The sequence below is a fragment of the Kitasatospora sp. NPDC001261 genome, assembly GCF_042896795.1.
GTDB lineage: Bacteria > Actinomycetota > Actinomycetes > Streptomycetales > Streptomycetaceae > Kitasatospora.
In genome coordinates, this window is record NZ_JBIAXP010000016.1 from 108,788 (window position 1) to 131,811 (window position 23,024).

The 23,024-nt window shown below is 71.9% G+C and carries 16 protein-coding genes; 8 read left to right on the forward strand and 8 right to left on the reverse strand.

The features are described from left to right. The first annotated feature begins 117 nt into the window (after nucleotides 1–117). Nucleotides 118–1,038, forward strand: a complete 921-nt coding sequence (locus tag ACFY4B_RS22285; RefSeq protein WP_387970128.1) for an ROK family protein — start codon at nucleotides 118–120, stop codon at nucleotides 1,036–1,038. A gap of 79 nt (nucleotides 1,039–1,117) precedes the next feature. Here ACFY4B_RS22285 and ACFY4B_RS22290 read toward each other — a convergent pair whose 3' ends face one another. Next, nucleotides 1,118–2,311, reverse strand: coding sequence for an argininosuccinate synthase-related protein (locus tag ACFY4B_RS22290; protein ID WP_387970131.1), 1,194 nt, complete (start codon nucleotides 2,309–2,311; stop codon nucleotides 1,118–1,120). A 91-nt stretch (nucleotides 2,312–2,402) separates the two neighbouring features. Further along, nucleotides 2,403–3,737, reverse strand: a complete 1,335-nt coding sequence (locus ACFY4B_RS22295) for a hypothetical protein (RefSeq protein ID WP_387970134.1) — start codon at nucleotides 3,735–3,737, stop codon at nucleotides 2,403–2,405. Between the two features lie 796 nt (nucleotides 3,738–4,533). Between ACFY4B_RS22295 and ACFY4B_RS22300 the strand changes: the two genes are divergently transcribed. The 4 genes from ACFY4B_RS22300 (at nucleotide 4,534) to hppD (ending at nucleotide 10,641) form a co-directional block, all read left to right on the forward strand. Then, complete coding sequence (locus ACFY4B_RS22300) at nucleotides 4,534–6,465, forward strand: amino acid adenylation domain-containing protein (protein ID WP_387970137.1); 1,932 nt, start codon at nucleotides 4,534–4,536, stop codon at nucleotides 6,463–6,465. Then, nucleotides 6,462–8,525 (forward strand): hypothetical protein, encoded by a 2,064-nt coding sequence (locus ACFY4B_RS22305; protein WP_387970139.1) that lies wholly within the window; start codon nucleotides 6,462–6,464, stop codon nucleotides 8,523–8,525. Before ACFY4B_RS22300 ends, ACFY4B_RS22305 begins: the two co-directional genes overlap by 4 nt. A 62-nt stretch (nucleotides 8,526–8,587) precedes the next feature. Beyond that, entirely contained in the window at nucleotides 8,588–9,427 is an 840-nt protein-coding gene (locus ACFY4B_RS22310; protein WP_074005882.1) for a phytanoyl-CoA dioxygenase family protein, read from the forward strand. A gap of 149 nt (nucleotides 9,428–9,576) precedes the next feature. Next, entirely contained in the window at nucleotides 9,577–10,641 is a 1,065-nt protein-coding gene (gene hppD / locus ACFY4B_RS22315; protein ID WP_387970142.1) for a 4-hydroxyphenylpyruvate dioxygenase, read from the forward strand. A gap of 66 nt (nucleotides 10,642–10,707) precedes the next feature. Here the strand turns inward: hppD and ACFY4B_RS22320 are convergent, their stop codons facing one another. From ACFY4B_RS22320 to ACFY4B_RS22330, 3 genes are all read right to left on the reverse strand, one after another. Continuing rightward, nucleotides 10,708–11,466, reverse strand: coding sequence for an endonuclease/exonuclease/phosphatase family protein (locus ACFY4B_RS22320; RefSeq protein ID WP_387970145.1), 759 nt, complete (start codon nucleotides 11,464–11,466; stop codon nucleotides 10,708–10,710). A gap of 336 nt (nucleotides 11,467–11,802) precedes the next feature. Beyond that, nucleotides 11,803–13,317: a hypothetical protein gene (locus ACFY4B_RS22325; protein WP_387970148.1), complete on the reverse strand. Its 1,515-nt coding sequence runs from the start codon at nucleotides 13,315–13,317 to the stop codon at nucleotides 11,803–11,805. A 292-nt stretch (nucleotides 13,318–13,609) separates the two neighbouring features. Continuing rightward, the gene (locus ACFY4B_RS22330) at nucleotides 13,610–14,359 is read right to left on the reverse strand and encodes a Stf0 family sulfotransferase (protein ID WP_387970150.1); all 750 of its coding nucleotides are present in this window, start codon (nucleotides 14,357–14,359) and stop codon (nucleotides 13,610–13,612) included. A 90-nt stretch (nucleotides 14,360–14,449) separates the two neighbouring features. Here ACFY4B_RS22330 and ACFY4B_RS22335 point away from each other — a divergent pair, with 90 nt between their 5' ends. Continuing rightward, nucleotides 14,450–15,571: a glycosyltransferase gene (locus ACFY4B_RS22335; protein WP_387970153.1), complete on the forward strand. Its 1,122-nt coding sequence runs from the start codon at nucleotides 14,450–14,452 to the stop codon at nucleotides 15,569–15,571. 553 nt (nucleotides 15,572–16,124) lie between these two features. Beyond that, nucleotides 16,125–16,571 (forward strand): hypothetical protein, encoded by a 447-nt coding sequence (locus tag ACFY4B_RS22340; RefSeq protein ID WP_387970156.1) that lies wholly within the window; start codon nucleotides 16,125–16,127, stop codon nucleotides 16,569–16,571. 359 nt (nucleotides 16,572–16,930) lie between these two features. Here ACFY4B_RS22340 and ACFY4B_RS22345 read toward each other — a convergent pair whose 3' ends face one another. The 3 genes from ACFY4B_RS22345 to ACFY4B_RS22355 all read right to left on the reverse strand — a co-directional run bounded on the left by ACFY4B_RS22345 (nucleotide 16,931) and on the right by ACFY4B_RS22355 (nucleotide 20,704). Beyond that, nucleotides 16,931–17,416 carry a helix-turn-helix domain-containing protein gene (locus tag ACFY4B_RS22345; protein WP_387970159.1) on the reverse strand — a complete coding sequence of 162 codons (486 nt, stop codon included), beginning with the start codon at nucleotides 17,414–17,416 and terminating at the stop codon, nucleotides 16,931–16,933. A gap of 118 nt (nucleotides 17,417–17,534) precedes the next feature. Beyond that, on the reverse strand, nucleotides 17,535–18,584 hold the full coding sequence (locus tag ACFY4B_RS22350) for a LacI family DNA-binding transcriptional regulator (protein ID WP_387970162.1): 1,050 nt from the start codon (nucleotides 18,582–18,584) through the stop codon (nucleotides 17,535–17,537). A 167-nt stretch (nucleotides 18,585–18,751) separates the two neighbouring features. After that, nucleotides 18,752–20,704, reverse strand: a complete 1,953-nt coding sequence (locus ACFY4B_RS22355) for a PIG-L family deacetylase (protein WP_387970164.1) — start codon at nucleotides 20,702–20,704, stop codon at nucleotides 18,752–18,754. A gap of 595 nt (nucleotides 20,705–21,299) precedes the next feature. Here ACFY4B_RS22355 and ACFY4B_RS22360 point away from each other — a divergent pair. Further along, nucleotides 21,300–23,024, forward strand: a 1,725-nt coding sequence (locus ACFY4B_RS22360) for an FG-GAP-like repeat-containing protein (RefSeq protein ID WP_387970167.1), incomplete at its 3' end; no start/stop codon positions are given.

Consider the following 23,024-nt stretch of genomic DNA (forward strand, 5'->3'; position numbering starts at 1 on the left):
GGCTCCCACTCTTCCGGCCTGCCGGACAAAACGGCGGGCGCGCACCGACGAGGCTTTTACGGGTCGTTTTCCAGGACGTTTGCCAGCTCGTCCGAGCATGCTCCATACTCATCCCCCATGAAACACGTCATAGCCCTTGATGTGGGCGGTACCGGAATCAAGTCCGCCCTGATCGGAAGCAGCGGAGAATTACTTCACCAGGCCCGCCGGGAAACCCCTCGCGAACGCGGCACCGACACCGTCGTGGAATCGGTGCTCGAGGCGGCCGCCGAACTGCGCGCCCACGGCGAGCGCCGCTTCGGCCGGCCCGCGGCCGCGGTGGGCGTCGCCGTGCCCGGCATCGTCGACGTCGGCACGGGCACCGTCGTGTTCGCGGCCAACCTCGGTTGGCACGACCTCCCGCTCGGCGCGCTGCTGGCCGACCGCCTGGGCGGCGTGCCCGTCGCCTTCGGCCACGACGTCCGCACCGGAGGACTCGCCGAGCAGCGGATCGGCGCCGGCCGGGGCACCGAACAGTTCCTCTTCCTGGCCATCGGCACCGGCATCGCGGGCGCGATCGCCCTCGGCGGACGGATCGAGGCGGGCGCCCACGGCGCCGGCGGCGAGATCGGCCACATCGTGGTCCGGCCCGGAGGCGCCGCCTGCCCCTGCGGCCGGCGCGGCTGCCTGGAGCAGTACGCCTCGGCCTCGGCCGTCGGACGGGCCTGGGCCGCGGCCTCGGGCCGACCGGCCGCCGACGCGGCGGACTGCGTCCGGGCGCTGGAGGCCGGCGACAGCCGCGCCCGGACGGTCTGGGACGACGCCCTGGCCGCGCTCGCCGACGGTCTCGTCACCTGCCTCACCCTGCTCGACCCGGGCACCGTGATCATCGGAGGCGGGCTGGCCGAGGCCGGGGACACCCTGTTCGAACCGCTGCGCGCGGCGGTCGGGAAGCGGCTCGCCTTCGAGCGGATGCCGGAGATCGTGCCGGCGGCACTCGGGGAGACGGCGGGCTGCCTCGGCGCCGGCCTGCTGGCCTGGGACCTCCTCGGCGGCTGACGTCCTTCGCCCCCCGCCGTCGGCCCGCCGCTCCCGCAGCGGGCCGACGGCGCGGGTACGGGACGGTACGGGCCGCGCATCAGGCCCCCGCCAGCACGGCAAGCTCCGACCTCACGGACTGCTGCTCCCAGCTCTCCCGATCGCGCAGGTAGACCGGCCGGTCGGCCTCGATGGCCCGGGTCTCGGCCCCGCCCGGCGTGAGCCGCCAGCGCACCGAGCCCGTCACCGGCCGGGCGCAGAAGTCCATGAACGACTGGGTGGCCGCCCGCAGTTCGCCGAACCAGCGACCCTCCAGGGCCTCCCGCACCCACAGCTGTTCGAGGTGCATCTTCTCGCGGATCGTCTCGGCCGAGAGCACCGCCGACTCGAGGTGCCGGTAGCTGCGCAGCAGGAGCCACGCGGCCGGCATCTCCCGGATCTCCAGCACCTTCTCGCCGCCGGCGAGGTGCTCCAGGCCGCTGTACCGCCCGAGGCCGAAGGCGCCGACCCGCCGGTTCAGCTCGTCGATCAGCGGCACCAGCGGCAGGCGGGTGCCGTCGACCGCCACCGGCGTGCCCCCCTCGAACCGCACCTCGACACCGTCCTCGGTGACCGCCGGTCGGCGCGCGCTCCACCGGAACAGCTGCTCCGGCACCGCGTGCTGCTCGGGGTCGTCCAGGAGCCCGGACTCGAACTCGCGGCACCAGAGGTTCGAGTCGCCGCTCACGACGCGCTCGCTCATCCGGGCGAGGCCGGCCTCCTTCAGCTCCTGGATCTTGACCTCCCGGCCCACCGGGTCGAGGTCGTACGGGCTGCCGTAGGCGCCGTCGAAGCCCAGCAGTTCCAGGGCGCCGTTGAGTCTGCGCATGGTGTTCTGGGAGCGGTTGGCGGTGTGCAGGACGGCCGCCGCCCCGAGCTCCTCCGCCAGTTCGGCGGCGAACCGGGCGATCAGCGGGCGGCTCAGGGTCGAACTCACCGGGTGGGTCCCCAGGTAGACCGCCTGGCTGACGATGGCCGCCCGCACGAACTCGTCGGCGAAGGCTCCACGGCCGTCCACGACGTGCAGCCGGACCCCCAGCTCGTCGGCGATCTGCTGTTTCTGTTCGCTGGTCTCGTCCTCGCCGAGGTCCACGCTCAACGCGTGGACGTTCCGGAACCCGGCGTTCTTCAGCCGCAGCAGGAGGAAGCTGCTGTCGAGCCCTCCGCTGAAGAGTGTGACGACGGGGGCTTCCGCCGGCAGGGCATCGGTCGTGAGTTGACGGAAGGAGCGGATCAAGCGGTGATGGCTTTGCATGATGGTCCTTCGAGACGCGGTGGGGGAAGTGGTTCGGCGCGCGCGGCGGCCGTCCCGCGGGTGAGGTCCGCGGCCCGGGCGGCGGTCGGCCTCAGTCGTCCGAGTAGGTGCCGAAGGAGGAAACGGATTCCGGCCAGTTCTCCTTCTGCCACCGGCGCAGTTCGGGGTAGCTCGCGTGCGCGGGCACGACCAGCAGCCGCTCGTCGAACCACGCGGTCAGGGAGTCGCGGCGTTCGCGGAACTCCTCCCGGGTGCGGCCGCTCAGCACGACCTGGCCGACGGCCTCGGTGGTGCTCGCGAGCGCGTCCGCCATGCGGAAACCGTACGGGAGTTCCAGTCGCAGGTACTCGACCCCGGGCAGGGCGCGCACCTCGGCCGGGGTCGGGTAGCCGACCAGGACGCCGGGACGGTTGTTGAGGTAGGTGGAGCCGATCGTGTCGGGCCGCACCGAGGGCTCGATCCGGGGGTCGGTCCCGGCCGCGCAGCGCAGCCCGGCGAGCGCCAGGTCGACGCCGAACTTGGCTTCGACCAGCTCGGGTTGGAGCAGTCCGCCGGTCCGGGCCGCGCACTCGCCGAACACCAGCCTCCCGGTGTCCGGCTGGTGGAAGAGCTCCATGTGGAAGGTGCCGCGCCGCAGGCCGAGCGCGCGCAGGGCCGGTTCCACGACCGAGCGTGCGAGGTCGTAGGCGGAGGCGTCGGCGACGGGGTCGAACACCTCGACCTGGAGCGCCCGGTTGAAGTCCACCGTGCTCAGGCAGGGCTCGCCGTACGTGCTGACGCTGAGGAACCGCAGCTCTCCGTCGAAGACCACGCCGTCGGCGATCCACTCGTCGCCCGCAACGAACTCCTCCAGGACGAAGGTCCGTTGGGGCATGCCGGCGCGCCGGAGCTCGGCACACCGGGCGATCAGCCCGGCGCGGCCCTCGACGACCGAGGTGTTCCTGGTGCCGGCACCGGCGACCGGCTTGAGGACCGCCTTGTCGAAGTCCTCGACGCTCGCCGGATCCAGGTGGTGGACGTCCTCGATCAGGCGGGACCGGGTGACCTCGATGCCGGCCGCGGCGAGCGCCTCCTTCTGCAGCCACTTGTCCCGGAACCGCACGGCGGTGTCCGGGTCCACGGCGACCGGGGCGCCCAGGACCTCGCCCAGGGCCGCCGCGGTGACCAGGGCGAACTCGTCCCCGGTGTGGACGCAGTCGAAGTCCCGGTCGGCGAGGCCGGCCCGGTGCAGCGCGAGCAGCACGCTCTCCACGCTGGAGGTGTCCTCGGCGAAGACGGTCTCGACCCCGTCCGGAATTCCGATGAACCCCCAGTCGCGCAGGCCGGGGCCGTACACCACGACGGGCTCGATTCCGTTGCGGAGCGCGGCCCGGATCAGGTACGGGTCCGCTCCGACGATCAGGGCCGAGGATCGGTTCTCAGACACGGGTCTCCTTTGGAACGGGGCGGGTCCAGCCCACGATGTTCGTGCATCGATTCAGTGGCAATGCCCCACCTGATGCCGCCGCTTCGGCGAATTCGCCGGGGCCTCGGGCGCGAATGACCGAGGGAATGCCTGTGGGGATGCGCGGAATGCGTCCCGTTCCACGTATCCGTCACGCTCCGACGGATACGCGAACCCCCCGGTCGGCTCCGGAACCATGGCGTCGTGGTTCTTGATCCATAGTCCATGACAAGCAGTTGATGTGCAATGGCACATTGCATCTCACGGTGCCGGCGTCCCCATTTGACCCGTTTTGGCCGTCTATTTTCACATCGGATCACAAGTGGAGTCGGATCCTCCAGCGCGCTCGACAGGGCTTCCCCGGAGGGCATGTGACGGACCATCGGACAACCGGGCGTGTCTCCGGCGATCTGGGCAAGCGGGGCCGGATCGGACATAGCGCATGATTGCCGGTATTCCCCGGAAGAGGGTGGCGGGACCTCTTCCGATTGCTTAGGCTCCTGGAGGTTCCGGCACTTGCCCGGTGCGGCGGAAAACGGGATCCGACGGAATTCCCGGACGCGCCGCGGTCGGCCCTTTCCGCCTCCCGGCCCGGCCGGAGCGAGGACACCTGACAATTCCGTCCCGGCCGACCCGGACCTTCACGGGAACCCGCGCGACCCGTCGGCCGCCGGGATTCCCGCCCACCCGCGCGGCGTCGGCGTCGGTCCCATCAACACGCATTACGCGGCGCCGTGTCCATCGACCCGGTCAGCGCACGAGAGGACGGAGTCAGCCAGTGATCCAGCGGAACAACGGACCGACCGGGGGCGAGCCGGGGGCCACCGTGCACGCCCTGTTCGAACACCATGCGGAGCTCGCCCCGGACCGGACGGCCGTGGTCGCGGACGACGGGCAGCTGAGCTACCGCGAGCTGAACGCCCGCGCGAACCGGCTGGCCTGGCGGCTGCGCGAGGCGGGCGTCGGGCCCGACACGCTCGTGGGCATCTGCGTCGAACGCTCCGCGGCGATGATCGTCGGGCTGCTGGGCATCCTGAAGGCGGGCGGCGCATACGTCCCGCTCGACGCCGGATACCCCGCCGAGCGGCTGGAGTTCATGCTCCGGGACACCGCCGCCCCGGTGCTGGTGACCCAGCGCCGGCTCGCCGACCGGCTCCCCGCGGGCCGGGCGACCGTCGTCCTGCTCGACGAGGACCCGGCCCACCACCCCTCCGGGAACCCGCCCGTCGTCGGCCGGCCGGAGCTCGCCAACGTCATCTACACCTCCGGATCCACCGGAACACCCAAGGGCGTCCTGGTTCCGCACCGGAGCGTCGTGCACCTGGTGACCGATCAGGACTACGTGTCCATCGCGCCGGACGACCGGGTCGCCGCACTCGCCACGCTGTCCTTCGACGCCTCCACCTTCGAGATCTGGGGGCCCCTGCTCAACGGCGCGACCTGCGTCGTCTACAGCTTCGGCGGCACCGACCTGACCGCCCTCTGCCGCCGGGTCCACCGGGACGCCGTCTCCGTCCTGCACCTGACAAGCCCCGTCTTCCGGCTGCTGGAGCCGGCGCACCTCGCCGACCTCTCCGGGGTGCACACCCTGCTGTTCGGCGGGGACTCCATCCGGGCCGAGGTGGCGGACCTCGCGCGGCAGGCCTTCGCGGGGCGGCTGATCCACCTGTACGGGCCGACCGAGACGACGGGCTTCGCGACCTACCAGGACGTCCGGACCATGGCACCGGACGCCACGATGATCCCGATCGGCACCCCGCTCGACCGGGTCCGGGTCCGGGTGCTCGGGCCGGACGGAGCGGACGTCCCGGACGGGGAGAGCGGAGAGCTCCACATCGGCGGAGCCGGCATGACCCGCGGCTACCTCGGCCGCGCCGAACTCACCGCCGAACGCTTCGTCCCGGACCCCGACGACCACGCCGGCTCCCCGCTCTACCGCACCGGTGACCTCGTCCGGCGCGGCCCGGACGGGGCGCTGCGCTTCCTGGGCCGGATCGACCGCCAGATCAAGGTGCGCGGCTACCGGATCGAACCGGGCGAGATCGAGGCCGCGCTCACCCGGCACCCCGGGGTGCACGACGCGGTCGTGGTGGCCCGGGACGACGGCGCGGGGGACAAGCGCCTCGACGCCTACGTCGTCCCCTCCGCCGGACCTGCCTCGGGACCGGCCTCCGGATCTGCCTCGGGACCTGCCTCCGGACCTGTCGGCACCGGCGACGGCGCGGGACGCGACCGGGAACTCGTGGCCGACCTGCGCCGGCGGCTCTCGACGGAGCTGCCGCGGTACCAGCGCCCGGCCTCGATCACCGTGATACCGGCGATCCCGCTCACGACGAACCTCAAAGTGGACGCGGCGAAGCTGCCCGCCCCCGCCGAGGAGCGCGATGCCGCCCAGGGCTCCCCGACCGCCCCCCGCGACGAGCTGGAATCGGCGCTCGCCGCGCTCTGGCGCGAGATGCTCGGACTCACCGAGGTCGGGATCGACGACGACTTCTTCACGCTCGGCGGAGACTCCGTCTCGGCGGTGCAGCTGGCCACCGCCGCGACCCGGCTGTCCGGCGTCCCGGTCACGGTGCGTGATGTCATCGGCTCTCCGACCATCCGCGGACTGTCCGCCGTGGCCGACGGATCCGCCGCCGTGCGGGCCGACGGTGCGGCCGGCGCTCCGGCCGGTTCGCCGCGGCCGACTCCCGCCGGGGGCCCCGCATGAGCGGCCGGGCCCCCGCCGACGCGCCCCTGACCAGGGCACAGAAGTTCCAGTGGTTCCTGGAGAAGGGGCTGGCCGAAGGACTCCGGCCGCTCCCGGCGGGGACCGACGAGGCCGCCGCCCAGCGCCTGGTGCACGCGCTGGAGGACCGGTTCGAGATCCTCCGCACCTCCCTCGCCGTCGTCGACGGAGAACTGCGGCAGCTGGTCCACCCGTCGGGCTCCCCGGTGCGGGTCGTCGACGTCGCACCGGACGGCACCGCCGAGCGGAGCCTGGCCGACCTGGTACGGGTGTTCACCGCGCACACCCACGGCAGGGTCGGCCGGTTCCTCGTGCAGTTCCACCTGCTCCGGTCCGAGGACCAGCGCTGGTTGGCGGTGGTCGCCGACAACGTGGCCGTGGACGCCGGGTTCCACGGCGTGGTGGACCAGCAGCTCACCGACCTGCTGCACGGACGGACGGACAGCCCGGACACCGGAGTCCCGCACCGGGGACCCGGGATCCAGCCGGCCGAGCAGGCCCGGCGCGAGGCCGACCCCGGCGAGGACACCGAACGCACCAGGGCGCTCGACTACCTGCGGCGGCACTTCTCCCACGCACCGGCACGGATGCACCCGCACCACCCTCCGGGCGAAGGGACGGCGGGCCGCTACTACCGGAGCACGCTCACCCTGCCCGGCGCGGACGGCCTCTTCGCCCGCGGCATGGCCCACACCGGGCTGCTGCCCTCGGCCGTCGTCCTCGCCGCTTTCGCCCAACTGCTCTGCCTGCGTGCCGACACCGACGCGTGCACCGTCAACGTGTCGCTCGACAACCGGCACAACGCCGACCTCCGCCGGGTGCTGTGCGCCACCGCGCAGCGCACCCCGGTGGCCCTCCGCCGGCAGGGCCGGAGCCTGCTGGAAGCGGCCGCCGAGGTCCAGCGGACCCTGGCCGAGGGGCACCCCGCCTACGGCCGGTACGACCCCTTCGACCTGATCCGCGAACGGGTCGAGGCCCAACACCGCCGAGGCGTCTGCCTCTCCACCGACCTCGCCTTCAACTTCATTCCGCCGCCGCAGGGTTGGCGGGAGCTGATCGAGGCCGAGCCCGGTTCCACGGACGAGCCCGGCTCGACGGGCGGGTCCGGTTCCACGGGCGGGCCTGGCTCGACGGGCGGGTCCGGTTCCACGGGCGGGCCTGGCTCGACGGGCGGGTCCGGTTCCACGGGCGGGCCTGGCTCGACGGACGGGCCCGGTTCCACAGCCCGGCCCGGCTCCCGGATCAGCTGGGCGACCACCACGGAGACCTCCTACGAGTACGGAGCCAGCCTGTCGGTCCGCTGGGCCGACCCGCACACCGTCCGGCTGTCCGTCCACGGCGACTCCAGGGTCCTGGAACCCGAGCAGTGCGCGGCACTGCTGCGCGGCGTCGAGCTGGTCCTGACCCGGGCCGCGACGGGCCGGGACTGCTCGCCGGACGAGGTCGCGTCCGCCGTGGGACTGCTCCGGCTTCCCCGCGGCCCCCGCGAACGGCACTCCGACGGGCGGTGGATCGACCTCCGCGCGATCGAGGACCTCCTGCTCGCCCTGCCCGGGGTCACGGCGGCCGGGGCGTCGCTCGAACCCGGCGGCGCGTCCGGCACCCCCCGGCTGACCGCCCGGGTCACCGCGGCCGACGGCAGCGCGCTCACCCCGTTCGACCTGCGGGAGGAACTGCTCCGAGCCGCGCACACGGGCGTGATCCCGGTGGTCCCCGACTGGTTCGAGATCGACGGCGCCGACGCCTCGGACGGGCGGTCGCTCCCCGGCCGCCCGGCGGCCACGGCCGAGGAGACCGCGCTGCTCACCGCCCTGAGCGGGGCCGGGACCGAGCCCGGCCGGGCCCCCGACCTCGACCTCTGCTACCTGCGGGCGGGCGGCCGGCCGGAGCACTACCCGCGCTTCGCGGAGCTGCTCCGCCGGCTCGGCTACCACCCGCCCGGTTTCGCCCAGGTCAGCGGCATGACCACCCTGCGCAGCCTGGCCCGGGAACTCCGTCCGTCCGGCCGGGCCGGAGGCCGCCCCGCGGCGCCGGCCGGCTGACCGGGCCTCCGACGGCGCGACCTCGCCAACCGACCCGTGACCCACCGACCCTCGGAGCACCCATGACCAACGCAATGCCGGAGCCGGTCCTGTCCCAGGAGGAGGTCGATCGCTTCTGGCGGGACGGATACCTGCTGATCCGCGGCGTCCTGACCAGGCAGCAGGCCAGGCACCACGCCGGCCTGATCCTCGACCTGCTCCCGCGAGACCTGCGCGTCCCCGACCACTGGGAGGCGTACGACGGCCGGTTCAAGCCCTTCAACACCCCGGGAAACCAGACCTTCGACGGACCGGAGTTCATCCCGCTCTTCCAGAACGAGCGGCTCTACCGGGTGGCGGCCCAGCTCCTGGGGCACCCCCGACTGCTCGTCCGGGACGGCTCGGTGGCCATCACCATGCGCAACGACACGGCGCACCCCAGCGAGCTGAGCCAGGACCTGCACATCGACCCGGCGGTACCCGAGGACGCCGACGAGTTCCTGCTCACCCCCGAGGAGGTCGAGATCGGGGGCTGCTACTACTTCACGGACGTGGCCCCGGGCGGCGGCGGCATCCACGTCGTGCCCGGCGGCCACCGGATCGTCGAGGCCGAGGCCCGCGCCGTCCGCCGGGGGCGGCAGCTGCACGACAAGTGGCGCAACATCCCGGACCTCGAGAGCGTCGAAGTGACCGGGCAGGCAGGCGACTTCGTGCTGACCCACCATCTGATGCCGCACGCCGCCTCGCACAACCGGCGCCCCGAGGTCCGGGTCGCCCAGTTCGTCCGCTACGCGCGGGACGACCAGCCCTGGGACGCCGGCGAACGCCCCGGTGACCGCCCGGCCGGTCACTCCTACAACGACCTGCAGACCGCGGCGATGACCCCGCTGGGCCGCCGGCTGCTCGGCGTCGACCCCTGGTAGCGGGCCCTGGCGGTGGCCGGTCCAGCACCAGTGGACCGGTCACCCGTACCGGCACCGGCAGCGACACCGGCACTGGCAGCGACACCGGCACCGGCACCGGCACTGCCACAGGCACGCCCGGCAGACCATCCCTCAAGGAGGCCACCACCATGACGACACACCCGGACGGCATACCGCTCGACCTGTCCGTCGACCACGTAGAGCTGTACGTGGAGGACCTCGACGCCAGCGCACGCCACTACGCCCGGGCCTACGGGTTCACCGTGTACGCCACGGCCGACCGGCCGGGCGAGGCGAGGTCCGTCGCCATCGGCCGGGAGCACATCCGGCTGGTCCTCACCCAGGCCCTGGCGGAGGACCACCCCGCCGCCGACTACGTCCGGCGGCACGGGGACGGCGTCGCCGACATCGCCCTGGCCGTACCCGACGTGGTCGCCGCCTTCGCCGCGACCGTCCGGCGCGGCGCCCGGCCACTGGCCGAACCCGAGGAGACGGACGGCGTGGTCACCGCGGCCGTCGCCGGCTTCGGCGACCTCCGGCACACCCTGGTCCAGCGCCGCGCGGGAACCGACCACCGGCCGCTGCCCGGTTTCACCCCGGTACCGCGGAGCGAGCCGGAAGCGGACACCGGCCTGCTGGCCGTCGACCACTTCGCGGTGTGCGTCGAGGCGGGCCTGCTCCGGTCCACCGTCGCGTTCTACGAGCAGGTCCTCGGCCTGCGCAACACCTTCACCGAGCGGATCGTCGTCGGCGCCCAGGCCATGGACTCCGAGGTGGTGCAGTCGGCGTCCGGCGGCCTCACGCTCACCATCATCGAGCCCGACACCAGCCGCGAGCCCGGCCAGATCGACCACTTCATCAAGAACCACGGCGGCTCCGGCGTCCAGCACATCGCCTTCCGCACCGACGACGCCGTGCGGACCGTCCGGACGATGGCCGAGCAGGGGGTGGCGTTCCTGTCGACGCCGGGCCCCTACTACCGGATGCTCGCCGAGCGGCTGCGGCTGACCCGGCACTCCGTGCCCGCGCTCGCCGCCCTGGGCATCCTCGTCGACGAGGACCACGAAGGCCAGCTCTTCCAGGTCTTCACCCGGACGCTGCACCCCCGGCGGACCCTGTTCTTCGAGGTCATCGAGCGGGTCGGGGCCACGACCTTCGGCAGCGGCAACATCAAGGCACTGTACGAAGCGGTGGAAGCGGAACGGCACGAGTGACCGCCACCGCCTCCCGAGGGTCCGGGCCGGCCCGCCGCCCCGGCCCGGACCCTCGGGGGCCGGCGGTCAGCCGGAGACCACCAGTCGGGCCAGCACCGGCAGGTGGTCCGAGGCCACCGGCTCCTCGGTGACCAGGCCGACCCGCACCGGCGTCACCCCCCGGCCCGCGAAGACGTAGTCGATGCAGTCCCGCGGAGCATCGGCCGGGAACGTCGCCACCGGACCACCGTCGAGAACCGTCCAGGAATCGGTGAAAGCAGCCCGAAGCCTGGTTATCTCCGACGTTCCCGGGGTCGCGTTGAAATCGCCGAGCAAAATGGCCGGACCGGTTTCCCCGATCAGCTCGACGACTTCTTCCGCCTGGCGTATCCGGTCGATTTCCGAGAACAGCTCCAGATGTGTGACGAAGACCTGCAGCGGAATTCCGCCGAGGTCGATCTCGACGTGCAGCAGGCCGCGCTGCTCCTCCCCGGGGGACCGGAAGAGGTGGGTGTTCCGCGCACGGGTGATCGGGTGCCGGGACAGCACCGCCGTACCGTACTGGCACCGCGGCGCCGCCGGCGCCGCCGGGTCCAGGTCGATGTTCGCCCCGTATGCCGGGTGGTAGCCGAGCGACCGCGCCAGCTCCGCCACCTGGTCGTTCCACTGGCTGCGCCCGTCGAAGTGCCGGTCCACCTCCTGGAGCCCGACGATCTCCGCACCGCTGCGCCGGATCACCCGGGCGATCCGTTCCAGGTCGAGGACGCCGTCCGTTCCCTCCCCGTGGTGGATGTTGAACGACAGGACGTCGACGGTAGCTTCGGCGGAATCCAACCGGCTGTCCATGCGCACTCCTTTTCCACGGCGGACCGTTCCGCCGCTGCGTTGCCTGATCGGCCGGATCCCATTGAATACGATCGCCGGCCGGTCCGGCAGGAATTCCCCTCCTGGCGAACGGGCACCGACATTGTCGGAATTCCCGCCGCCCCGCCGAAAAACACCCCAGGTCGGCAGACGCGGAAAAGCGGTGCGCCGGCCGACATGGAGATACGAACCCGCGGGCGCGGGGAGGACGACCTGGCGGCCGTCGCCGTTCTGCTCGGCGTCGGCTGACCCCCTGTCGGTGTACAGGAAAACTGCGCAGGCCGGTGCAGACCAACGTGCGCGCGGCGGATGGTGGGTTCAGCCTTCCCTTCGTGTGATGTCGAGGGCTCCGTCGTGTAGGGCGAAGCGGCGGGCCGCCTTGTCGTCAGCCGTGACGGAGGGCCGGCCGGCGCCTTGGAACGCCGCCGTCCGCAACTGGAAGCGGGCGGGGTCGGCGCCGCACATCGCGCGCAGCCGCCACGGGTCGTTCTCACCGTTCCGCGGGTGCGGCGGCACGGCCAGGTGCACGAGGGCAGAGGCGTCGTGGTCTGCGCCGTAGCGTGTGTGTGCCGAGGTGTAGGAGGCCATCCGGAGTTCGACCTCTACCGGGCCGGGTACCGTCGTGAGGTTCGGATCGGGCTGCTGCGATGTGCCGGCGGTCGGGCGTGGTTGGTCCTGGTCGCGGAGGACGACGAGGAGATCCGGTCGGTTGACGGTCTCCGCCAGCTCGCTGGCGAACCACTTCGCGAGGGCTGGGCCGCCGCGTCCGACCCAGGTCTCGACCAGGTGGCGGAAGGCGGCTTCCCGCCGGTGGGGCAGGCGGTGAGCACCCGCGGCGAGGATTGCCTCGCCGGCTCCGGTGAAGGCTCGGTGGAAGTCGCGTACGGGGACCCGGTCCGCATGCCGGGGGCTACGCACCATGCGGACGTGCAGCATGGCGCGGTGCAGAACGGTCGCTGCGGCCATGGCGTTGGCGCCCAGGTGCCCCTCCTGCGGGAAGTCGCCGCGAGCAGGTCGAGTGTCACGGGGTGGTGTGGTCGCGTCGGCCTGGCGCCCGGCCGAGGACAGGTGCCAGCAGCGGTCGTCCGGGCAATGGTCGGCCGTCGCCGCGCGGAGTATCCCGCGGGCCCCCAGGGCGATTGACACGCCGTCCGCTCGCGCTCCAAGGACGGCGCCCCGGGCGTCATCGGAATCGAAGCGGACCTCGGTGATGTCGCGCAGCCATATATTCAGCGTCGCGCTCTCGGCCGGGGTGCCGTCGTCGACGGGATAGGAACGGGTGACAGCCAGTTCGAGCTGGCCGACGAGACGGCTGCCGGCCCGCTCGATCCGCAGATGGCGGACCTCGGCCGATGAAAGGTCGTAGTCGGCGGCCAGGCTCTCCGCGGCGTGCGCCGTCAGCGACATCACCGGGGCCATCACCTGTCCCAGATAGTCACGGCCCGGCGTGGACGGCTTCCCCGATGTGAGGAGCCCGTCCAACGAGTGCCCGGCCGCCGCGGCCTGCTCGATCATCCAGGTGCGCCGATCCTCACCGAGGCCGGCCATCCATTCCAACGCTGCCAGAGACCGACGCTCGCGCCCGCCTCGCGTGCCGGCCGTCGCCGCCCGAAACAGCGGAAAGGTGTTGTTGTCCCACACGTCCGCCGCCATGTGGATCGTCTCCCGGTCGAAGCACCGGGCGTCCGCGGCAGCATCGGCGATCTGCACCAGCGACCGATCCAGCAGCGCCCCCAACACGGTGAGGGCAGAACCTCGTTGGCCGCGCGCCGCTCCGCACGGCCCACCCGTGCTCACACGGCGCTGCGGAGAGGAAGCATCAAAGTTCGCCATGCCGGGATCGTTGCACGAAACACGATCACATCGAACAGGGCCCTGAGCACGATCGTTCGTACCGAGCTCAGCACTTGAGCGTAGCGCCGACGGATGTACCAGGATGTGGTCATGCAGACTGGTGGGGGTGGCGGGGGCGATCTCGCGATGGATCTGTTGCGGGCGATGCGGCGTCGGGCCGGGCAGCGTCGTTTCGTACCGGACGGGCCGGTGCGGCGTGGGCCGTTGCGTCGGCCCTACGGCAGTGAGCCTCAGGTGCTGGCGGAGCTCATCGAGGTCGCGGAGGCAGCGGTCACGTTGAACCGTCCCGGCGGTACCGGGCCAGCCATTCCAAGCTCACGTCGTTTCCCTGCCGGCGCGTGAGCGGCTCCACCGGCCGGCCGCCTCGCGCGACTCCCAGGCTGTCCAGGAGCCGGTCCACCACACCCTCCGGGTCCGCCAGCGCGTCCTCGTACGTCACCGTGATCGGCGTGATCCCGCTGTCGGAGAACCGGCGCGCCCACTCCTCGTTCTGCTCCCGGATCATGTGCTCCCAGTGCGCGATCCGGTCGCGACGGTAGGGAACGTCAGCACCCACGCCACGAACGTCGTCGGCATACCAGACGTCGGTCTCCAGCGCCCGGTACAGAGACACCGCTTGTGCCGCCGTGTCCAGCCGCCGGTTCCACACATATACCGGGCGGTCGAAGGCGCGCTCGATCACCTCGCGCCAGCTCGCTCCACTCGCGGACTGGTATCGCCGCAGCCCGGCGACGACCTCGTCCAGGTACGACCCCATGACGATCAGGCCCAACACGCCGTTGGCTGAAGTCCCGATCCGCATCAGCTTTCGTAGCTGGTCCGGCTGCGTCCGGTGCGCCGGACCGATCGGGATGTCCTCACCGTCCAGTTCGGTAACGTGGTTGTACAGGTACTCCTGCGGTTTGCCCGACAAGCCCGTGCTCTCCAGCAGACCGGCCAGCAGATGAGTCCCTGACCTCGGTGTGCTGCAGATGAGCAGGCATCTGCCCGCCGCCGGCGCCACGTCGCTCGTTCGCGCCACAGGTCGCACCCCCTCTTTGAGCGCCTTGACCGTCGCTCGACCCCCCCTTAGCGTAGTGGTTCCTGGGTCGCACACGTGGGGGGTCGGGGGATGCGCATAGCGATCGCGTTCGACGGTCAGTACGCATCGGCGGCACGCAACATGCTGTCGTCGCTGGCCCGTTGCCTCCCGCCGAAGAGCGGTGTGCGCATCTCGGCACTGATGACAGATGACTCGCCGAGTGCCGACGTCGTCGAGCACGCGATGTCCCGCGGGCTCGATCTGGAGGTCGTCCGTCTGCGCCGCGACCTGTCCGACCTGCCACTGCTGCGCTACCTGACCGGCGCGACGTACGCGCGCCTGTTCCTGCCAGAGCTGGTGCCGGACGACGTGGTGCTGTACATGGACGTGGACGTCGTGCTGATGCGAGACGTGACAGAGCTGTTCGCGACGGACCTTGGTGACAGACCCCTCGCGGCCGTGCGGGACATGTGGCGTCCCAACCTGCACGAGGCGTTGGCAGGCGGAAGCAACGGACGATTCGCGCCCGACGCGCCCTACTTCAATGCGGGGGTGATGCTGTGCAACCTCCGCCAGTGGCGTCGGGAGAGCTTGACCGAGCGGGCCCTCGACTGGCTCGCGAGCCAGGATCAGGTCCCGGTCTGTCTGGAGCAAGATGCGCTCAACGCGCTCACGCACGGTCGATGGATCGAGCTGGATCCGCGCTGGAACGTGTTCCCGATGACTGACTTCCGCGACATCCCGCCCGAGGCTTGGCCGCCGCGACTGGGTACGGAGTACCACGCGTACCGGGATCAGGAGCGACGCGCCTTCGTGCTCCACTTCATCGGCTCCCGCAAGCCATGGCGTCACCCGTACCCGGACACCGAGAACCTCAGGCGATATCGTCAGTTCACCACGCCCACCGTCGAGGACCTGACGCCGAACGCTGTCACCTCGCCGTCTCGGCCGACCTCCCCGACCGTCGAGGACCTGACGCCGAACCCTGTCACCTCGCCGTCTCGGCCGACCTCCCCGACCGTCGAGGACCTGACGCCGAACGCTGTCACCTCGCCGTCTCGGCCGATCTCCCCGACCGTCCCGGAGACGCCGCCCCTGGCGCTTACCGGGGGAGGGGGATCGGCGACATCGCCGGCGGCGGTGTTCGGCTACCCAAACCGGCGTGATCAGGACAAACGACCCGAGCGTCGCAAGAGGCCTCGCTTCGTCTGACCAAGAAGTACGCCTACGGCGACGCCCTCCACGTCGTTCTGGTCGGACGCTTGGCGGCGGAGCCGGAGGCGTTCCAGACGGCTCCGGGCTCCAGCCATCGCCATCGTCTTCTGTTCGCACGGTCCGCTCCACCAGGCCCATGCGACGCACCCGCTGCGGCACAGTGTTCCTTGAAGCCTCAGCAAGCCGGTCAGGCAGAAGACGTGTCACCTAGCTTTCAGCACACCGTCCCGGGGAAGTGGCACGAAACCCGGAACGATCAAGGTGGCACGGAGCGCGAATCCAACGAAACGCACAGCTCGCGGACTCGCCATATGACATCGGGACGCGGAACCTGCGGCCTGCTCCTTCCGCCACGGCCGGCCCGCTGTGGTCTACAGCCTCGGGATGGGCCGCAACGAGATCGGCATGCGTCTGCTCTCCGCGGATAGCCGCGTCCCGCTGTGCCTGCCGCGATCTTCGGCGACTTGTCCGTCTGGGCGGCGTCGTCTCCTGGGTGCTAGATTCGAACGCGTTCAAAGAGGGTGCTGTGCAGGGGGGAAACATGGTCGCGGTGCCGGCGAGTGCCCGGTGGCTGTCCGGGGTCGGGGCGGTCGTGTTCCTGCTGCCGGTGTGGAGCATCCACCGGGGGTACGGCCCGGGCGGGCTGGTGCTGTACGTCTTCGGCCTGGGCTGTGCGGTGGTGTGCGCCGTGCCGCCGTTCTTCTCCGACGAGAAGCGGCTGCGCGTCGCGTGCACGGTCGGCGGCGTGGTGGTCACCGTGGTGTCCGCGCCGTTCGTGTTCGTGGGCGTCCTGTTCGCGAGGTTCCTCTACTACGGCACCCTGTACCTGGCCTTCCTCGCGCTCCCCGTCACCGCGGTGGCCGGTCTGGCCGCCGGGTTCCAGCGCGCCAAGGGGCGGGACCGCGGCCGTGGGCCGGCCCGCTTCGCCTGGGCGTGCGCGGCGCTGACGCTGACCGGCTGGCTGGCCGTCAGCACCTGGATCCTGACGCTGCGCTGATCGTCAGGCCCGCGCGACCGCACTGTACGTGAGGTTCTTGAGGTCGTCGGCGAGGCGGCGGGCTGCTTCGGTCTCGATGGAGCCGCGTGATTCGATCTCCTCGCCGCTGCCCGCGTCGTGCCGAGGCGAGCCCGACCGAGGCGCGGGATCCTGGCCCGCGGCCGCCTGGGGTTGACGCCACCGCCCGGATCGGCAGGGAGGTCGGCTGGACCGCAGACGGCGTCAACTACCGCCTCGCCCGGCCGAGTCGCCGGTGGCACGTCCCCAACCGGACGGCGCCGGTGGGGCGGGCGTACGCGTTCGGCGTCCTCGTGGCGGACGTGTGGCCGCCGGCGCCTGCCCGCCGCACGCGACGGCCGTCAACCGGCCCGGCGCACGGGTCGGGGCCCGGTCGGGCGGGGTTGCGGACAGCGTCGGCGGCGCCTGCAGCACGGGCCGCTCTCGCCGGTCGCGGTCATCGGCAGGACCATCACGACCACCGCGGACGGCTGTTCGTCCACCTCCCCGGCGGCCGGCGTCTCGCGACGGCTCCCGTCCGGCTGATCGGGCCCGCTGCCGGGAACGGCGCGCGCGGCACGGAGAAACCATTCCAGTCGCGAGGCCCTCAGGCCGAGCGCCGCCGCGAGCTGTTGGACGGAGCGGCGCTGTGGTCGGAGCACCCGGCCCCGCTCGATGTCGCTGATCGTTCTCACACTGACCTGGGAACGCCGGGCGAGTTCCTCATGCGTGAATCCCACTTCACGACGAAGCGCCCTCAGCATGCCCCCGAATGCCGAATCCCCTTGTTGTGCCTTCGACATGTCACCCCCCAGAATCTTGGCGCATGGGAGCGCTCCCACACCCATCGGGAGCGTAGCAGCACCTTATGCCCAGGTCAGCCGTGACACGCGGCCGTGGCTCATACCGGAACAACGGGACGTGACGGCCTTTCAGTTCGAGGCCGTCCGAGGCAGTCCGAGGCCTTCAGGCCGAGGCGCGGACCGTCAGTTCGGTCGGCAGGATCACCTGACGACGCGGCCGCCCGGGGTCGGCGATCTCCTCGAGCAGCAGCTGGACCATCAACCGCCCCATCGCCTCGGTCGGTTGGCGAACACTGGTGAGGGGCGGCTCGGTGCTACGGGCGATGACGGAGTCGTCGAAGCCGACGACGGCCACGTCTCCCGGCACGTGCCGCCCGGCCTCGCGCAGCGCCCGGAACGCGCCCACGGCCATCAGGTCGGAGGCGCAGAACACGGCATCGAGGGTGGGCATTTCGGCCAGGAGCTCGCACATCGCCGCGTAGCCGCCCGCCTCGGTGAAGTCGCCGTGGGCGACGAGCGCGTCCTCCGGAGCGAGGCCGGCCTCCGTGAGCGCCTCCCGGTACCCCGCCAGGCGTGCCCCGGCCGCTTCCATGGCGAGCGGCCCCGTGATGGTGGCCACTCTGGTGCGGCCGAGTCCGACCAGGTGCCGGACGGCCGCCCGGGCCCCGCCGGCGTTGTCGGCGTGGACGTAGCTCAGCGATTCGCGCTCGGACCGGCGGCCGCCCAGTACGGCCGGCATCCCGAGCTGTTCGAGCAGGTCGGGCAACAGGTCGTCCTGGCGCACCGAGACCAGGAGCACCCCGTCGACCCGACGCGCGGTGAGGTAGCGCGTCAGACGCTCGCGCTCGTCCTCATTACGGACCAAGGTCAGCAGCAACTGAAGGTCTGTTGAGGCGAGTTCGTCGGAGATCCCGGCGATGACGTCCGCGAAGTACGGCTCCGACCTCAACCGCGACAGGCTCTCCGGGACGACCAGGGCGACGACGTCGGTGCGCGAGGTCACCAGGGACCGTGCCGCCTGGTTGGGTACGTAGCCGAGCTCGGCGACGGCGTGCTCGACGGCCTCCCTCGCCCGGGCGCTCACCTTGGGCGAACCGTTGATGACCCGGGACACCGTTCCCCGGCTGACTCCCGCGCGGGCGGCCACGTCCTCCACCGTCGGTCGCGCGGCAGGCCGGGCGCCACCGGGGCCCGGCCTGTCAGTTCGGGGCATGATCACACTCCGGTGTGGCTCACTCTCGGGAGTGGCCATCCTACACGGCGTGAGAGCGCTCCCATCGGCGCTTCCACGGGTGCTCCCGCGGGCCCCCACCGGCGCTTCCACGCGCCCGGCCCGTCGCCCGGTCGGGAGGGTGCCCGACCGGCCGACGGGACCGGCGGTCACAGGGGCATGCCCTGCCAGCCGCCGAGGTTGGTGGGCGTCGTGCCTGTGCGGTAGTAGACGCGGCCGTCCGTGCCGATGGCGAACAGGTACAGGACGCCGCCGCCGTCGACGATCGCGGTCGGGTAGTCGAGGACGGTGCCGCCGAGGTCCTGCCAGGCGCCGTAGCCGGCGTTCGGCGCGGTCTGGGCGGTGGTGCTCACGCCGCCGCCGCCGTTGCGCTCGAACAGGACGACCCGACCGCCGAGGTTGGCCATCGCCGGCTCGCCCACGCCCTTGTGGCCGCCGAGGTTGGTCGGGGACTGGCTCCACGGTCCGCCGGGCCGGGTCTGGTAGCTGACGAGCATCGCGCCGGTTTCGGCCTCGCGGTAGGCGAGTTCGATGCGGCCGTCCTGGTCGAGCGCGGCCCTGGGCGGGCTGGCCGGCCGGGAGTTCGGGATCGGGCCCGGGCCGTTGATGGCGTCGTTCGGAGCGGTCTGCCACCAGTTGACGACCCCGTCGCGGGTGCTGGCGAAGACCTCGATCCTCCCGGCGCCGTTGCGGATCGCGGTGACCGGGTCCTGGATGTCGGTGCCGTGCAGGTCGTCCCAGGTGGTCGTCCAGGCGCCGTTCGGGCTGATCTGCCGGATCGCGCTGAGGCCGCCTCCGCCGTTCTTGACGAAGAGCTCCAGTCGGCCGTCCTGGGAGGCGACCACCGCGGGCACGCCGACCTGGCCCGCGTTGACGAGCCCGGCGTTGGGGTTGCCGAGGTCGGCCCAGCCGTCCCGCCACACGCCGTTGGGCGTGGTCTGCGGGACGGAGAGGATGTGGTGGTCGGTGAGGCGGCGGGCGAAGAGCTCCAGCCGGCCGTCGGCGTTGGTGCCGACGGCGATGCCCGGCGCCAGCCGCCCGCCCGGGTCGGCGAACCGTGCCGGGCCGCCCCAACTTCCGTCCCCCTGGCGCCAGTACGTGTAGAGGGAGCCCGCCCGGACGACGAAGACCTGCGGCCGGCCGTCCTGGTTCAGCCCGGCCCAGGAGGTGCCCCGCGACCAGCGGTAGTACATCCGGGAGAACCAGGCGGTTTCGTAGTTCCCCGAGTGGTCGTGGCTCGCGTACTCGGAGACGAACACGCCCTTGGTGCCGACCGTCGCCGGGTCGAGGTTCACCGGGCAGTCGCTGATGTTGTAGTCCCGGTAGTTCACCTGGACCAGCGAGCCGCCGTACTGGCTCGCCGCCATGCCCGCGAACTTCGCGGCGGAGATGTGGTCCGAGTGGTCGTCCTTGTAGCGGGTGTCCGGGAGTTCGTCCTGGGCCCGGAGCACGGTCGGCTGGTACGTCACCATGATCTGCCGCAGCACCTCGACGACGTCCGCCGCCGTGTAGGTCGACGGCCCGGACAGCGGGCTGCCCTTCGGGACGACCGTGGTGTCGGTGCCGCCGTTCAGCACGTTGGCGAGCCCGGCGTCGTGCAGGTTGAGGAAGATCAGGTGCACCGGCCGGTCCTTGAGCATGTACCGCTCGACCTGCTTGCCCGCGACCGTCCACGCCTCGACCGTCCAGTGCCCGATCTCGTCGGTCGCCGGGTCGGTGTCGCCGACCCCGGTCATCCGGGAGTAGGCGTTGACGGCGCCCATCTGGCGGTTCCAGGTGCGCAGTGGGTCGCCGGCGGGGTCCCAGCAGCCGCCCGCGCACGGGTCACCGGTGATGTTCCCGGCGGTGACGAACACCGTGACGGACGGCGTGCCGTCGGCGAGGGCGTTGGACAGGTCCGGGTTCATGAACAGGATGTCGTCGTCCTCGTGGGCGACGACCTGCATGAACAGCGGCCCGGAGCCGGCGGCCATACGTGCGGCCGCACCCGTACCCGTACCCGTGGCTGCGGAGGCTCGGGTCGCGGTCCCCTTGGCCAGGACGGGTGCGGCGAGGGCGGTCAGCGCGAGGGAGGTGAGGAGTTGCCGTCGTCCGATTGCCATGTGATGTCCCCTCATTCGAGATTTCGAGGTTCGACAGGTGATCACGCCAGGAGGAGATTGGCGGATTGTCGGGCGGAAAGTGCCCGAGACGGTATATCGCAAATTCCGTCAGGCGCGACAGTCAGCTGACGCACGATCAGGCCACTCCGTCTGCTTCCCGCCGATCTCGCCTGTACAGCGCGGTTTCTGCTGGAACTTCCCCATGGCTTCCGCCTGATGTTCCTCCTGGCGGAAGCCGGGCCGGCGGTGATTACATGGTGGATGGCGAGCGGTCTCCGAGATTTCTCGGCGCATTCTCGGACCTCCTCCTCCGGGAATCGGATCGCCGCCATTTCCTGGTCACCCGAGCCATGCGGGAAAACGGTCTTCCGTACCCGGCGAAAGGACTCCTGTGCACGTCGCCCACCGCCCGCCGCAGGGCCGCCTGTCCGCCATGACGGCAGCCGCCGTCGTCCTCAGCGCGTTCGCTGCCCTGCCGCCCGCGGCCCCGGCGAACGCGGCCGCCGGCTGCGGGCCGGTCCCCGCCGCGCTCCCGCCAGGCCCGGGCGCGCCGCGCCCCGAGTCCGCGGCCTGGACGGGGAGTTGGGGGACCGCCATGAGCCTGGCCGGACCGTCGGCAGCCTCGGGAGTGACGGGGCGGCAGACCCTGCGCATGGTCGTCCACACCAGCATCGGCGGCAGCTCCGCCCGGATCCGCCTGGTGAACACCTTCAGTCCGGACCCGGTGACCATCGGGCACGTCACCGTCGCGGCCCAGGACCGGACTTCGGCCCGGAACGGGAACCCGGCCACGGCGGCGGCCACGCCGGTCACCCTGACGTTCGGCGGTTCGGGCCGGACCGTCGTCCCGCCCGGCGGCGAGGTCTACAGCGACCCCGTCGCCTTCCCGGTCACCGCGGACGAGAACCTGCTGGTCAGCCTCTGGCTGCCCGACAAGGTCACCACCGCGCCCTACCACCCGTACACGCTCACCACCTCCTACACCTCCGCCCCCGGCGACGGTGCCGACCGCACCCAGGACACGGGCGGCGCCAACCTCTCCACCCCGTACGCCTACTGGGCCTTCCTGGCCGGCCTGGACGTCACGGCCGCCGGCAGCGACGGGACGGTGGTCGCCCTCGGCGACTCGCAGGTGGACGGCGGGCACACCGACCAGGACTCCAACACCCGCTGGGCCGACGACTACGGGCGCGCCCTCAGCGCCCGTCCGACGCCCGAGGGCGTCGTCAACAAGGGAATCTCCGGCAACCGGATCCTCACCGACGGGACGGGAGGACGCGTCGGCTTCGGTCAGAGCGCGCTCAACCGCTTCGACCGGGACGTCCTCTCCCAGACCGGAGTGCGGAGCGTCGTGCTCTACGAGGGCATCAACGACATCACGATGGACGACGCCTCCGACTCCGCGCTCGAGGCGGGGATCCAGCAGCTGGCCTCACGCGCGCACGCGGCCGGGCTGCGCTTCGCCGTCGCCACCATCCCCGCTTTCCAGGGCCACGCCGACTTCACCGCCGCCCGGGACCGGGTGCGCCGGTGCGTCAACGACTGGATCCGCACGACGACGGCCATCGACGGCTTCCACGACTTCGACCGGGCGACCCGCGACCCGCTCAATCCGAGTGCCGCGTTCGCCGGTTACGTCTCCTCCGACCACCTGCACTTCACCACCAACGGGAACGCGGCCCTCGCCGAGGTCCTCGCCCCGCGGCCCGCCCCGGCCAGCCCCTCCCACACCTTCTCCCAGACGACGGCCGGGGCCTTCCACGGCAAGGGCACCGGCGACCTCGTCGCCCGCGACGACTCGGACGGGCACCTGTACGAGTGGGCGGGGCGGGGAGACGGGTCCTTCGCGGCCAGGACCGACCTGACGGCCGGCTGGGGCGCGTTCTCCCAGACCACCGCCGGTGACTTCCGGGGGACGGGGCACGCGGATCTGATGGCGAGGGAGGACGCGACGGGCAATCTGTACATGTGGCGGGGTAACGGGGACGGTACTTTCGCGGGCCGGGTGCTGGTCACTGGCGGGTGGGGTCCGTTCTCGCAGACGGTCGCCGGTGATTTCCGGGGGACCGGCCGCGCGGATCTGATGGCGAGGGAGGACGCGACGGGCAACCTGTACATGTGGCCGGGTAACGGGGACGGTACTTTCGCCGGCCGGGTGCTCGTCACCGACGGGTGGGGTCCGTTCTCGCAGACGGTCGCCGGTGACTTCCGGGGGACGGGGCACGCGGATCTGATGGCGAGGGAGGACGCGACGGGCAACCTGTACATGTGGCCGGGTAACGGGGACGGTACTTTCGCCGGCCGGGTGCTCGTCACCGCG